The organism is Micromonospora sp. WMMD964, from assembly GCF_029581455.1.
Taxonomy (GTDB): Bacteria; Actinomycetota; Actinomycetes; order Mycobacteriales; family Micromonosporaceae; genus Micromonospora.
This window is the reverse complement of record NZ_CP120860.1, coordinates 4037343-4050581: the sequence shown is the minus strand read 5'-3', so window position 1 is coordinate 4050581 and position 13239 is coordinate 4037343. Positions and strand designations below refer to the sequence as shown.

Annotated in this window: 10 protein-coding genes; 6 read left to right on the top strand and 4 right to left on the bottom strand. The window is 70.4% G+C overall.

The features are described 5' to 3' along the window. Positions 1–160 precede the first annotated feature (160 nt). Positions 161–1240: a glycoside hydrolase family 19 protein gene (locus O7616_RS18485; RefSeq protein ID WP_282303151.1), complete on the bottom strand. Its 1080-nt coding sequence runs from the start codon at positions 1238–1240 to the stop codon at positions 161–163. A 460-nt stretch (positions 1241–1700) separates the two neighbouring features. On the opposite strand from O7616_RS18485, the gene O7616_RS18480 reads away from it, so the two are divergent. The 4 genes from O7616_RS18480 (at position 1701) to O7616_RS18465 (ending at position 5748) form a co-directional block, all read left to right on the top strand. Beyond that, positions 1701–2726 carry a polysaccharide deacetylase family protein gene (locus O7616_RS18480; RefSeq protein WP_282303150.1) on the top strand — a complete coding sequence of 342 codons (1026 nt, stop codon included), beginning with the start codon at positions 1701–1703 and terminating at the stop codon, positions 2724–2726. Between the two features lie 95 nt (positions 2727–2821). Then, positions 2822–3760, top strand: a complete 939-nt coding sequence (locus O7616_RS18475) for an acetamidase/formamidase family protein (protein ID WP_282303149.1) — start codon at positions 2822–2824, stop codon at positions 3758–3760. A 116-nt stretch (positions 3761–3876) separates the two neighbouring features. Then, positions 3877–5295 carry a PQQ-binding-like beta-propeller repeat protein gene (locus tag O7616_RS18470; protein WP_282303148.1) on the top strand — a complete coding sequence of 473 codons (1419 nt, stop codon included), beginning with the start codon at positions 3877–3879 and terminating at the stop codon, positions 5293–5295. A gap of 120 nt (positions 5296–5415) precedes the next feature. Continuing rightward, entirely contained in the window at positions 5416–5748 is a 333-nt protein-coding gene (locus tag O7616_RS18465) for a putative quinol monooxygenase (protein ID WP_282260112.1), read from the top strand. Positions 5749–5824: 76 nt separating this feature from the next. On the opposite strand, the gene pdxY is transcribed toward O7616_RS18465, so the two are convergent. The 3 genes from pdxY to O7616_RS18450 all read right to left on the bottom strand — a co-directional run bounded on the left by pdxY (position 5825) and on the right by O7616_RS18450 (position 8795). Beyond that, positions 5825–6676, bottom strand: a complete 852-nt coding sequence (pdxY, locus tag O7616_RS18460) for a pyridoxal kinase PdxY (protein WP_282303147.1) — start codon at positions 6674–6676, stop codon at positions 5825–5827. A gap of 143 nt (positions 6677–6819) precedes the next feature. Further along, positions 6820–7614: a serine protease gene (locus O7616_RS18455; protein ID WP_282303146.1), complete on the bottom strand. Its 795-nt coding sequence runs from the start codon at positions 7612–7614 to the stop codon at positions 6820–6822. A 164-nt stretch (positions 7615–7778) separates the two neighbouring features. Continuing rightward, positions 7779–8795, bottom strand: coding sequence for a LacI family DNA-binding transcriptional regulator (locus O7616_RS18450; RefSeq protein WP_282303145.1), 1017 nt, complete (start codon positions 8793–8795; stop codon positions 7779–7781). Between the two features lie 241 nt (positions 8796–9036). Here O7616_RS18450 and O7616_RS18445 point away from each other — a divergent pair, with 241 nt between their 5' ends. Both O7616_RS18445 and O7616_RS18440 read left to right on the top strand, forming a co-directional pair. Next, positions 9037–11391: an AbfB domain-containing protein gene (locus tag O7616_RS18445; protein ID WP_282303144.1), complete on the top strand. Its 2355-nt coding sequence runs from the start codon at positions 9037–9039 to the stop codon at positions 11389–11391. Between the two features lie 476 nt (positions 11392–11867). Continuing rightward, the gene (locus O7616_RS18440) at positions 11868–13160 is read left to right on the top strand and encodes a cytochrome P450 (protein ID WP_282303143.1); all 1293 of its coding nucleotides are present in this window, start codon (positions 11868–11870) and stop codon (positions 13158–13160) included. Positions 13161–13239 lie beyond the last annotated feature (79 nt).

The window sequence follows — 13239 nt, the reverse complement described above, 5'->3', positions numbered from 1 at the left end:
CGGAGCGGTGAACTGTTCGCTGATAGTTCCGGTCGCACCACGGCCCTGTCAACGGGTTGCCCCCGGCGACGCGTGCCGGGCCTCGACGCCGTGGGTGATTCCGCTGTGGCATCCAGATGCCACAGCGGAATCAGGCGGTGGACGCCGAGGCCCGGCCGGATCAGCAGTAGAGGTTGGCTCCGGCCGACACACCGAGGATGCCGACGAACTGCTGGTACCTGGTGACGCGGCTCTGCACCTGGGCGGGGTTACCGCCGTTGCACTCGATCGAGCCGTTGATGCTGCGGATGGTCTGGCCGAACCCGGCCCCGGTGACCATCGCGTTGTGGGCGGTCATGGTGCCCGGCCCGTTCTGGGTCATCCAGTACCAGATGCCGGTCTTCCAGGCCACCGCGGCATCGTTCTGCACCAGCCAGGGGTTGGTCAGCAGGGGCAGGTTGAGCGCGATACCGGCGGCGTTGTAGTTGAAGTTCCAGCTGAGCTGGATCGGCCCGCGTCCGTAGTAGGCCGCCTGCCCGGCCGGGCAGCCGTACGACTGGTTGGGGTCGCAGTAGTGCGGGTAGTTCGCCGTGTTCTGCTCGACGATGTGCACGAGCCCACCGGTCTCGTGGTAGACGTTCGCCAGGAACGCGGCGGCCTCCTGACGTTGCACGGTGGCGCTGCCGCTCTTCGCGAACGCCGGGTAGGCGCTGAGCGCGGCGACCAGCCCGGAGTAGGTGTAGAAGGAGTTGCGACCCGGGAACATCTGGTTGAACTGCGCCTCGGTGACCACGAAGCCTCCCGGATTGGTGGGCGGCGGGGTGGTCGGCGGCTGACTGCCACAGGTGTACGGCTCCCAGTACCAGGTGCTGACGACCGGGTCGTAACCGGGATTGTCGTGCTCGGCGACGTAGTAGAGACCGTTGGTGTACCGCACGATCGCCCCGGCGGCGTACCAGGTGCCGGCGACCCAGTTCGGGTGGTTGCAGGTGCCTCCGGTGGGTGGCGTGGTGCCTCCCCCGCACGCTCCGAGATCCTCCCAGACGCCCGTCGTCCCGGGCGGCGCCTCGTTCTGGGTCCACCACTTGGCTCGGTAGTTGCGACCGTTGTGGGAGACCTGGGCGTCTCCCCAGTAGACGGCGGATGCCTGCCACGCTGCCGAGCAGGCCGCCGCCGACGCGGCGGTCGGCGGGATGACCGCGACCAACGCGCCGGCGACGACCAGTGCCGCCAGCGCGACGAGCGCGCGCAGTCTCGTCATGGGATCACTCCTTCCTGGTGTTCCATCGGCCGGAATCCAGCCGGGTATCGATGGGAGTGACTGTAACATCTTCTGTTTACACTCTTTACTGTTTCCGCGAAGGTCGCCCCGAGCCGCCCGTCGAGGGCCGCACCACATCGACACCGGTATTTCCGGCCTCTTTCCGGATCATCTGACGACGAATCAACCGGCGAGCGCGGGCGGGCTGTCGACACGCAGGCATGCCCGTCGGTCAGACATGCAGCGCAACGACCTTGTCGATGCCGCACGATCCTCGCTGATGCGTTCCGGAGCCGTTCCGGAAGTTGTTGACGCGTTGGAATTCTCGCTGTAATACTCCGATCCATCGAGGTCGATGCGAACCACGTCGGTCGGCATGACCTCCCCACTCATCCACACCCGTCCGGACCGTGCTGCCCACGCACCGGGGCGCGGCCGGGCCTGCGCGAAGGGGCACCAGATGAGCAGGCTCTTCCCCCGCACGGCCCTGTGGTCGAGGCGGTTGCGCGCGGCGCTCGCCGTCCTCGCCACCGCCGTCGCGATGTGCGGCGTCGTCCTCGCGGCCACCTCGACGCCGTCGAGCGCCGCCACCTGCAACGGGTACGTCGGCCTCACCTTCGACGACGGCCCCACCGGCAGCACCGGCGCACTGCTGAACGTGCTGCGCAGCAACGGCGTACGGGCCACCATGTTCAACGTCGGGCAGAACGTCCAGAACAACCGCTCGGCCGCTCAGGCACAGGTCGCGGCCGGGATGTGGGTCGCCAACCACAGCTGGAACCACGCGCACATGACCTCGATGAGCCAGTCACAGATGCAGTCGGACCTGTCCCAGACCAGCTCGGCGATCCAGTCGGCGACCGGCAGCCGGCCGGTGTTGTTCCGGCCTCCGTACGGGGAGACCAACTCGACGCTCCAGTCCGTCGCGTCCTCGCTCGGCATGCGGCAGGTGTTGTGGGACGTGGACTCGCAGGACTGGAACGGGGCCGGCGTCAGCCAGATCGTCGCCAACGCGAGCCGACTGCAGGCCGGTCAGGTCATCCTCATGCACGACGGGATCCAGAACACCCGCGACGCGATCCCGCAGATCGTGGCCAACCTGACCAGCCGCAACCTGTGCCCCGGCATGATCTCACCGTCCACCGGGCGGGCCGTCGCGCCGGACGGCACGACCCCGCCGCCCGACGGCGGCACCCCACCCCCCACCGGCGGTAGCTGCACCGCGACGGCGACGACCACGAACGTCTGGGGCGACCGGTACAACACGTCGGTGACGGTCAGCGGCGCCAACACGTGGACGGTGGTGGTGGCACTGACCTCACCGCAGCGGGTCTCCACCATCTGGAACGGCACCGCCACCTGGGACAGCAGCGGAACCGTCATGACCATGCGGTCCAACGGCAGCGGCAACACGTTCGGCTTCACCACGATGACCAACGGCAACAGCAGCGCCCGCCCGCAGATCCGCTCCTGCACCTCCGGCTGACACCGCCGGGCGAGACGTGCGCGGCGGGTGCGCCCGGCACCCGCCGCGCACCGCGCACTCCATGACGCCGAGCGGATGCCGTTAACCTGCACCTCATGCGACACACCCTCACGCCGGGGGACGACACCCTGCACGGCCACTTCTCCCCCGACTTCCCGCCCGTGCTCACCATCGACCCGGGCGACACCGTCACCTACCGCACCCTGGACTGCTGGTGGTCGGCCGGCCCGTACCCCGGCGGACCGAACCGGGAGCGCCCCCGGGTCGCGCAGCATCGCCCCGACCACGGACACGCGTTGATCGGTCCGGTCGCCGTCCGCGGTGCGCGCGCCGGTCAAACCCTCGCGGTACGCATCGACGCGGTCGTCCCGGCCGCCTGGGGGACCACCGTCGCCGGCGGTTGGCCGAGCGACTTCAACAAGCACTACGGCGTCGAGGAACAGCCGGTGGTGCACGCCTGGACGCTGGACCCGGTGACGATGACGGGCCGCAACCAGCACGGCCACACGGTCGCCCTGCGGCCCTTCATGGGGGTCCTCGGCATGCCACCGGCCGAGCCGGGACGTCACTCGACCATCCCACCGCGCCCCTGCGGCGGAAACCTGGACTGCAGGGACCTCACCGCGGGCAGCACCCTGTTCCTGCCGATCCCGGTGGACGGCGCGCTGTTCTCGGTCGGCGACGGGCACGCCGCACAGGGCGACGGTGAGGTCGGCGGCACCGCGATCGAGTGCCCGATGGACGAGGTGACGTTGACGCTCGACGTCCGGGACGACTTTCCGCTCACCGGCCCGGTGGCACGCACCCCGGACGCGTGGCTGACCCTGGGCGTCGGCGCGTCCCTCGACGACGCCACGTTCACCGCACTGGACTCGATGCTGACCCTGATGCAACGTCTGCACGGGCTCAGCCGCGCGGACGCGGTGGCGCTGGCCAGCATCGCGGTCGACGTCCGGGTGACCCAGATCGTGAACCAGACCGTCGGCGCGCATGCCGTGCTGCGCGACGACGCGCTGGGCCGACCGGGGCGGTGACCACGCGTCGGCGCCGACCACGGTGGGCCGGTTCTGTCGGGGGCGGTCGCTAGCGTGTGGTCACTGTCGCCGCGCCGGCCACGTCGGGCCGGTAGCTGACCCCTCGGAGGCCCCCCATGTCCCAGGAGACGACCTACCTCGAACTGTCCGAAGTGGACGGTGCACACAAGTTCTACGAGGTCATCGTCGACAACGCCACGCTGACCGTGCGCTACGGCCGGATCGGCGACCAGGGGCAGGTCAAGGCGAGCGCCTACCCGGACAACGCCCGCGCCCGAGCGGCCGCGGCGAAGAAGATCGGCGAGAAGATCCGCAAGGGGTACGCGCCGGCCGTGCCGGGCGTCCGACAGAAGCGCTCCGTCTCCCGGCGGCAGATCGTCAGCACCCGCTCGACCGCACACACCGCGCCGGTGCTCTGGCGCTACGACTCCGGCGCCCCCGCCTTCGGCATCTTCGTCGACGGCGAGCACTGCATGGTCGGCAACGAGCACGGCGTCATCACCACTCTCGACCACGACGCCCGGGTGCGCAGTCAGGTGCGTCTGCCCGACGGGGTGAAGTGCATCGTCGCCGACGACGCGTGGGTCTACGCCGGCTGCGACGACGGCAACGTCTACGACCTGTCCGGCAAGGTGCCCCGGGTGGCGTACGCGATCGCTCCCGAGATCGACATCTACTGGCTGGACATCCACGACGGCGTCCTGGGTGTCTCCGACGCCGACGGCGGAATCACCGCCGTCGACCACGAGGACGAGTTCCTGTGGCGCAGGCCCGGTCGGGGGCGCTCGGCCTGGATGGTACGGTGCGACCGCGACGCGATCTACCACGGTCATTCGCAGGGGGTGACCGGCTACGAGTGGCGCACCGGCAGCGAGTTGTGGCACACCAGGACCGGCGCGGTGCTCTTCGGCTGGCAGGAGCACGGCAGTGTGTTCGCCGGGACGGGCAGCCGCGAGGTGGTGCGCCTGTCCAAGACCGGTCGGCACGAGCGCAGCTACCGCTGCGACGCCCCGGTCTTCTCCTGTGCGACAGCCGAGGGCGGCCGGTACGTCTTCGCCGGCGACAGCCAGTCCTCGATCTACTGCTTCGACGCGGACGGCACCCGGTTGTGGAAGCTCGGCACCGGCTGCGGCTCGGCGTACTCGATGCAGTACCACGACGACCGCCTCTACGTCGTCACCACCGGCGGCCACCTGGCCTGCATCGACGCGAGCGAGCCGGCGATCCGCGCCGCGCAGGCCGGTGACGTGCCCGAGGTACGCGACATCAAGGCACCCCGCCAAGCCCCGCGACCGGTGCAGCCGACAGTCGTGGAGGTGACCAGTGAGCTCGGCGGTGGCGTGGTGGTGCAGTGCCTGGACGACCGGGGGCGGTTGCGGGTCCAGGTGCTCTCTGACGGCTATCGACGCGACTGGTCCGTGCAGTTCCCCAAGGGCATCCGCGAGCCGGGTGCCCGCTACCTGGTGACCGAGGTCCGCGAGTCCAGCCGTGGCGGGTTCTACCGGGCGTTCGGCGACATCCGCCGGCTGGGCTGACGCATGGTCGCGGGTGCCGTCCCGGCCGGGGGCGGCACCGCCCTCGGGCGGGCGGTGACGCGTCCGCCACGCTGGGCGGCTGGCCCGTCCGCGCCCGGCCGGGCTCGGTAGCCTGGGGCCATGATCTTCATTACCGCCAAGTTCCGCATCCTGCCGGAGCACGCCGACCAGTGGCCGCAGATCGCCGCCGAGTTCACCGAGGCGACCCGGGCCGAGCCGGGTTGCCTGTGGTTCGACTGGTCGCGCAGCGTGGACGACCCGACCGAGTACGTGCTGGTCGAGGCGTTCCGCGACGGCGATGCCGGCGGGGCGCACGTGCAGTCCGCGCACTTCCGCAAGGCCCAGGAGACCCTGCCGCCGCACCTGGCGGAGACCCCGCGCATCGTGAACGCCACTGTGCCGCAGGACGACTGGTCGCTGCTCGGCGAGATGGCCGTCCCCGAGGGCCGCTGACCGTACCCCCGCCGTCGGGTCGTCGGCGGGTCCGTCACCGACCCGCCGACAGCAGCGCCGAACCGCCGACCCGTCGTCAGCAAAGCCGGCGGGCGGTGAACCGGGCCGGCGGGTCGGCGATCACGTTCTGCGCGGCGACGAGCTGGATCTCCCGGGTGCCGGCCGCCAATGTCGCTTCGAGCACGGCGAAGACGGACGCGATGGTGCGTTCCAACGCGATCGCGGGTGAGCCCGTCGTGCAGAGGTGTGCGAGGTACAACGCGGCGGTGACGTCGCCTCCGCCGTTCGGGTTGATCGGCAGCAGCGGTGTGGTCACCGCCCAGGCGCCCTCGTCCGAGACGGCCACCACCTCCAGCGAGCCCGGCGGCAGGTCGCCGTGCAGCACGCTGGTCACCAGGACGTGCCTCGGGCCGGTCGCGCGTACGACGTCGACGGCGTCGAGCACCTCCGCCAACGAGGTCGTCGTACGCCCGGCGAGGAAGTCGAGCTCGAAGTGGTTCGGCGTGATGATGTCGGCCCGCGGCACGACGGTGTCACGCAGGTACTCCGGAATGCCCGGGCGGACGAACATCCCGCGGCCGGTGTCGCCCATGACCGGGTCGCAGCAGTACACCGCCGCCGGGTTGAGGGCCTTGACCTTCTCGACCGCGTCCAGGATCACCGCCCCCATGGCCGGGTCGCCCTGGTAACCGGACAACACCGCGTCGGCGTCGCCGAGGGCGCCACGGTCGGCGATGCCCGCGATCACCTCGGCGACGTCGGCCGCCGCCAGCATCGGCCCGCGCCACGCGCCGTACCCGGTGTGGTTGGAGAAGTGCACGGTCAGGACCGGCCAGACCTCGTGCCCGAGCCGTTGCAGGGGAAACGCCGCCGCCGAGTTGCCCACGTGCCCGTAGGCGACCGACGACTGGATGGACAGGATCTTCACCGGCTCATCATGGCCGTCGTGGCGGGAGCCGCACGCGCGGCCCGCCGAATCTGTCGGCTGGCCCACTCGCCGCCCACCCGTCGGTGACGGCACGAGCGGGCGGCCCGGACACCGTCGTCCGGGCCGCCCGAGCGGTCGTACGGTCAGCCGCCGAGGCTCGCCGCGGCCGAGGCGATCGACGAGGCGAAGTAGCTCACCTGGGTGTAGACACCCGGGTAGTTGGGCCGGGCGCACCCGTTGCCCCAGCTGACGATGCCGACCTGGATCCAGGCGTTGTTGGCGTCGCGGCGGAACATCGGCCCACCCGAGTCACCCTGGCAGGTGTCCGTGCCGCCGCTGGCGTAGCCGGCGCAGATCTCCTGGGCGGGGATGAGGTCGCCACCGTAGTTGGCGTTGCAGACGGAGTCACTCACGAACGGAACGGTCGCCTTGAGCAGGTACCGCTGCTGGGCGCCACCCTCGCGGGCGGCGCCCCACCCGGCGACGGTGAAGGTGCCGCTGTCGTAGGCGGTCGTGGTGGTGATCGGCAGCGTGCTCAGTCCGCTGACCGGGCTGGCCAGTCGGATCAGCGCCCAGTCCCGGCCGGCCCCGTTGTAGCCGGGGGCCCGGTAGACGTAGTTCGACCGGACGGTGATCCGGCTGGACGACTGGAGGTCCACCGCACCGAGCGTCGCGGTGATGGTGGTGTTGGTGCCGGTCGCGCCCACGCAGTGGGCGGCGGTGAGCACCAGCCGGGGGCTGTACAGCGCCCCGCCGCACCCCATCGAGAGTCGCACCATGAACGGGAACTCGCCCTGAGCGGCGCGGGTGCCCCCGACGACGTTCGGCGTCATGGGGTTGTCGGCCGCGGCGGCCGGCGCGGTGAGGGTGAGGCTGGCCGCGGTCACCGCGGCCAACGCGGTGGCCAACAGGCCAGTGAGGGTACGCCAGCGAACCATGCATTCCTCCGCATCAGGATGGCACGCCTCGTGAGCGCACCGGCATTCGAGATAGCGGTCATCATATTGAGATCTTTGGATCTGGCGGGTCATCCTCTCTGGGTCGTACCACCGGCGCTATGGATCTCGGCAGGCCCGTAGGACAGCTCGCGGACGAACGCTCGTCAACCGCCCGGAGTACCGGTGCTCTCGCGTCGGATCAGCCGAAACGGCGTCTGCACGGTCAGCGGCGCCGCCACCGCCGCACCCTCGATGCGGGCGACGAGGCGGCGCACCGCGAGACGGCCGATCTCCCTCTTGTCCGGCGCGATGGTGGTGAGGGTCGGCGTGGCGAAACGCCCCTCCTCGATGTCGTCGATCCCGACCACCGCGACGTCCTCCGGCACCCGCAGACCGGCCTCGGCCAACGTCCGCAGCGCGCCGATGGCGACGAGGTCGTTGTAACCGAACACCGCGTCGGGTGGGTCACCGAGGGCGAGCAGGTCACGCATCGCGCGCTTGCCGTCGAGTCGGCCGAACGCGTCGGTGCGGGCGACCAACCGGGGGCGGTACGGCAGACCGGCGGCGGTCAGCGCCTCCCGGTAGCCGCGTACCCGCAGGTGCGCTGACTGCCGGTCACCGCCGGCCGGGGCGCCGATGAACGCTATCCGTCGGCGGCCGATCGCCACGAGGTGCTGAATGGCAGCGTGACTGGCGGCGACGTTGTCGATGGCGATGTGGTCGTACGGCACGTCGGAGACACCCTCACCGATCAACACGAGCGGGGTGTCCACGGTGCGGGCCAGCACCTCCTCCCGGCCGATCCGCACCGGACTGAGGATCAGGCCGTCGATGATGTGCCGCCGGGTCCCGTCGAGGAGCGCCAACTCGGCCCCCCGGTCGGCGGCGGTGTTCTCCATGACGAGCGTGTAGCCGAGCCCGGCGGCCTCGGCGATGGCGATCTCGGCGAGCTCGGCGAAGTAGGGGTTGTTCAGCTCCGGGATGGCCAGGGCGATCAGCCCGGTACGCCCCCGTCGGAGGTGCCGGGCGCCCAGGTTGGGGCTGTACCCGAGTTCGTCGATCGCCTGCTGCACCCGTTGCCGGGTCCGCTCCCCCACCGGCCGATACCCGTTGACCACGTTCGAGACGGTCGCCAACGACACGCCGGCGTGTCGGGCGATGTCCTTGAGACTGACACCCATCCACCGACCCTTCGCGCAGCGGAACGTCGAGCCTGCGGACATCGACAAACAATGATTGACGGGAGGCCGGCTCGCCTCTATAACGTTATAGAGGCGATGACGGAAGTCAATATGCCAACCACCCTGGCGCGCGGAGAGCCCACCGACGTCCGTCTGTCGTCGACCACCACCCGATGCCCACCGCCCACGCGCTTCGGGCTTGGCTGCACCGCCCGTGGCGCACTCGCCCCCCGGAGACGGCATGACACGTCAGGTTCCCATCCGCCCCGCCCTGCCGCTGCTGCTCATCCTCGCCCTGGTCGTCGGCGTTCTCGCCGCGCCGGCCCGGCCGGCGCACTCCGCGCCGGCCAAGACGCCACCACTGACCACTCCCTGGACCAACCAGGCCCTGGTCGGCACGCCCCTGCCCGAGTACCCGCGACCGCAGATGACGCGACCGGACTGGCTCAACCTCAACGGCGAGTGGCAGCTACGCCAGTCGGCCACCGACGACGCCCCGCAGTTCGGCACCGACCTGCCCGAGCGGGTCAACGTGCCCTTCCCGGTGGAAAGCGCCCTGTCCGGCATCCGGCGGGCCGCCAACGACAATCGCAACTACCTGTTCTACCGACGCACCGTCACCGTCCCGGCGAACTGGTCGGGTCGCCGCACCCTGCTGCACTTCGGCGCCGTCGACTGGCAGAGCACCGTCTGGGTCAACGGCACCCGGGTCGGCGCGCACACCGGCGGCTACGACGCCTTCACCTTCGACGTGACCCCTCAGCTCACCACCGGCACGAACGAGATCGTCGTCAAGGTCTGGGATCCCACCGACACCCGCCAGAACGGCAGCCTGCCCGCCATCGGCAAGCAGACCAAGACACCCAGCGGGATCTTCTACACCCCCAGTTCGGGCATCTGGCAGACGGTGTGGCTGGAGCCGGTGCCCGCCGCCTCCATCAGCAGCGTGGACGTCTACCCGAACCTGAGCAACAACACAGTGCGGGTCCGGGTGTTCACCCGGGGCGACGTGAGCGGCCACAGCGTGCTCGCCGAGGCGCTGAACGGCGGCACGGTCGTCGGCACGGCCACCGGCGGGTTCACCGACTTCAGCGTGCCGGTGCCCAACGCCCGCCGCTGGTCACCCGACGACCCGTTCCTCTACAACCTGCGGATCAGCCTGCGCAACGCCGCGAACGCCACGGTGGACCGGACCACGCACTACTTCGGCATGCGGGAGATCACCACCGGTCTGGTGAACGGGGTCCTGCGCCCCAAGCTCAACGGCCAGTTCGTGTTCCAGGTCGGCACCCTCGACCAGGGCTTCTGGCCGGACGGCCTCTACACCGCGCCGACCGACGCCGCCCTCGCCTTCGACCTGCAGAAGCACAAGGACCTCGGCTTCAACATGGTGCGCAAGCACATCAAGGTCGAACCGCAGCGCTGGTTCTACCACGCTGACCGGCTCGGCCTGCTGGTCTGGCAGGACATCCCATCGCTGACCGCGCAGGACGTCGACCCCACGGACGCCCAGCAGGCCCAGTTCGAGGCGGAGGCACGCGAGATCGTCGACGAGCACCGCAGCTCGCCCGCCGTGGTCGCCTACACGCCGTACAACGAGGGGTGGGGTGAGCGGTCCCTCGCCGACACCCGACGGGTCGCGCAGAACATCAAGAACCAGGACCCGACACGCCTGGTCAACCCGCACAGCGGCCACAACTGCTGCCAGTCCCTCGGCAACCCCGGCAACGGCGACATCGACGACTGGCACGTCTACCTCGGCCCCGACTCCCCCGTCCCGTCGAGCAGCCGCATCGCCGTACTCGGTGAGTTCGGTGGGCTGGGCCTGCACACCCCGGGTCACGAGTACAGCCCGAGCGGCAGCTTCTTCGCCTACGAGTGGCAGACCAGCTCGACCGCCCTCACCGACCGGTACGTGGGGCTGGTGCAGGGCAGCCAGAACCTGATGCTCGGCAAGGGGCTCAGCGCCTCGGTGTACACCGAGATCACCGACCTGGAGGGCGAGCTGAACGGCTTCCTCACCTACGACCGGCAGGTGGTCAAGATGGATCAGGCGCGGGTGCGCGCCGCCAACACCGCCCTGATCAACGCCTCGAAGACCATCGGCAGCTCGGCCCCCGTCGCCCTGCCGGTGAACACCAGACGGTCGTTGCAGGTCACCACGCCCGGCTACACCAACCGGTACCTGCGGCACCGCGACAGCCTCGCGTACACGGAGGTCGTCGACGCCGCGAGCTCCAGCCTGCTCAAGGCCGACGCCACGTACACCGTCCGGACCGGCCTGGCCGACGCCGGCTGCTACTCGTTCGAGTCGGTCAACTTCCCCGGCGAGTTCCTCCGCCACCAGAACTCCCGGGTCCGCAACTCGCCTGACGACGGCTCGGCGCTGATGCGTGCCGACGCCACCTGGTGTGCGCGGGTCGGACTGACCGGCTCGGGTGTGTCGCTGGAGTCGTACAACTTCCGGGGTAGGTACCTGCGTCACTACAACGCGGAGATCTGGCTCAGCAACGGCGCGGGCGGCGACGCGTACAACTCACCGGCCTCGTGGACCGCCGACAGCACCTGGAACGTCACCACCCCCTGGACGCCCTGACCCGCCCATCCGGGCTCGTCAGACCAGGACGTGACGCGGGGGTCTCCGGCCGGTCCGGAGGCCCCCGCGGCCCGGGGTCGGCACGCGGCCCTCACTGTCGGGACCGCGACGGCAGGCCGACGTCACCCGGCGGCAGGAAGATCGTTCTCCCGGTCATGAGGGGAAGCGGCGCGTCGAATACACCGTCCGTCATGGCCGGTTGCCCGCCCAGCCACCCCTGATCGTCGTGGCCCGTCCGGCTGGGTCGGCTGACGACATGGACCACCTCGCAAGTTGCATCCAGCCACGTCCACCCGTCGATTGCACCCCGCATTATGTCGCGCAATAAATAGACGTTGACCAATCTTGACTTGTGCAGCCGCTCAGCGCACCGTAAAGAGCCATAGGCAGATGCGCGCCATTATCGGCCCGACTGAACGTGGATCGTCGAATGGGGACGCTGCCGGTTTCGCGCCGCGTGCATCAGGAGGCGTTCCATGCGGTTGAATCCGTTCGCCGGAATCTATCTCACCGATCCGGCAAGCATCTGGCGGCGCATTCTCGATGATCCCGACGGGGTGCACTACGCCGAGGATCTGGGCCTGTGGTTGATCAGCAGGCACGCCGACGTCCGGCGGGCCCTCGCCGACGTCACGACCTTCGCCAACGCTCTCACCCTCGCCCCGGTCTACGAGGTGTGCCCGGAGGCGATGAGCGTGCTCGTCCAGATCGACGCGCCACCCACGACGGCCGCCGCGGACCCGCCGGCGCACCCCCGCACCCGGCGGGCGCTCCGGGCGACCTTCGCGAACACCGCCGAGCGGGTCGAGGCCGACTACGGTGCCATCGTTCGACGCCGGGTGGACCGGCTGGTGTCCCGGCTCGCCACCCGTCAGGGCGACCAGGTCGACCTGATCCAGGAGTTCGCCACCGAGCTGCCCCTCCTGGTGGTCCTGGACATCCTCGGGGTGCCCGACGCCGACATCGGGCGGATCAGGAGTTGGGCCGACGGCCAGATCGCCCTGGTGTGGGGGCAGCCCGACCCGGCCGAGCAGGTACGCCTGGCGCGGGACCTGCTGGAGTTCTGGCACTACTGCCAGGACCTCGTCCAGCGACGCGTGGCCGCCGGACACGAGGGCGACGACTTCATCAGCCGCGCCCTCGCGTACCGGGACGACGACGACGCGGTCCTGACGGTGCCGGAGGTGGCGAGCCTGGCCTTCAACCTTCTGGTCGCCGGCCACGAGACCACCGCCGGGCTCCTCGCGCACGCCCTCGACCAGGCGCTGTCCACCCCGCAGCGCTGGTCGGCGTTGACCTCGGACCCGAGGGGCGTCCCCGCGTTCGTGAACGAGACGCTCCGCTTCGCGCCCGCCATCGACGGCTGGCTCCGGGTGACCACCCGGGACGTCACAGTGGGGGCGGTGACGATTCCGGCGGGGGCGCGCTGCCTGCTGTTGATCGGAGCGGCGAACCGCGACCCCGCGGTGTTCGCCCACCCGGACCGGTTTCAGCCGGCGCGCGCCGACCTGGGGAATCACCTGTCCTTCGGCCACGGACCCCATTTCTGCATCGGAGCGGCATTGGCGAGACTGGAGGCCGAGATCGCCGTCAGCCGCCTCGCGGACGCCATTCCCGGCCTACGCCTGACGAGCGAGCAGCAACGCTCGTACAAGCCGAATGTCGCATTTCGAGCGCACCGCACGCTGCTCGCGACAATCGACGTCCGGCCGCCCGCCGACATCCCGGCGAAACGCGACGGGAGGGCGGCCGAAGCGCACGCCGCGTGACATGGGCGAGCCGCCTGGCGGGTGGGGCGGGGTCGCGTTGCCCGGCGCGCGCCGCAGGCCCGGCACGTACCCTTCCCAC

Coding starts and splice junctions, on each gene's coding strand:
- O7616_RS18485 (WP_282303151.1), bottom strand. CDS start 1,240: ATGACGAGACTGCGCGCGCTCGTCGCGCTGGCGGCACTGGTCGTCGCC.
- O7616_RS18480 (WP_282303150.1), top strand. CDS start 1,701: ATGAGCAGGCTCTTCCCCCGCACGGCCCTGTGGTCGAGGCGGTTGCGC.
- O7616_RS18475 (WP_282303149.1), top strand. CDS start 2,822: ATGCGACACACCCTCACGCCGGGGGACGACACCCTGCACGGCCACTTC.
- O7616_RS18470 (WP_282303148.1), top strand. CDS start 3,877: ATGTCCCAGGAGACGACCTACCTCGAACTGTCCGAAGTGGACGGTGCA.
- O7616_RS18465 (WP_282260112.1), top strand. CDS start 5,416: ATGATCTTCATTACCGCCAAGTTCCGCATCCTGCCGGAGCACGCCGAC.
- O7616_RS18455 (WP_282303146.1), bottom strand. CDS start 7,614: ATGGTTCGCTGGCGTACCCTCACTGGCCTGTTGGCCACCGCGTTGGCC.
- O7616_RS18450 (WP_282303145.1), bottom strand. CDS start 8,795: ATGGGTGTCAGTCTCAAGGACATCGCCCGACACGCCGGCGTGTCGTTG.
- O7616_RS18445 (WP_282303144.1), top strand. CDS start 9,037: ATGACACGTCAGGTTCCCATCCGCCCCGCCCTGCCGCTGCTGCTCATC.
- O7616_RS18440 (WP_282303143.1), top strand. CDS start 11,868: ATGCGGTTGAATCCGTTCGCCGGAATCTATCTCACCGATCCGGCAAGC.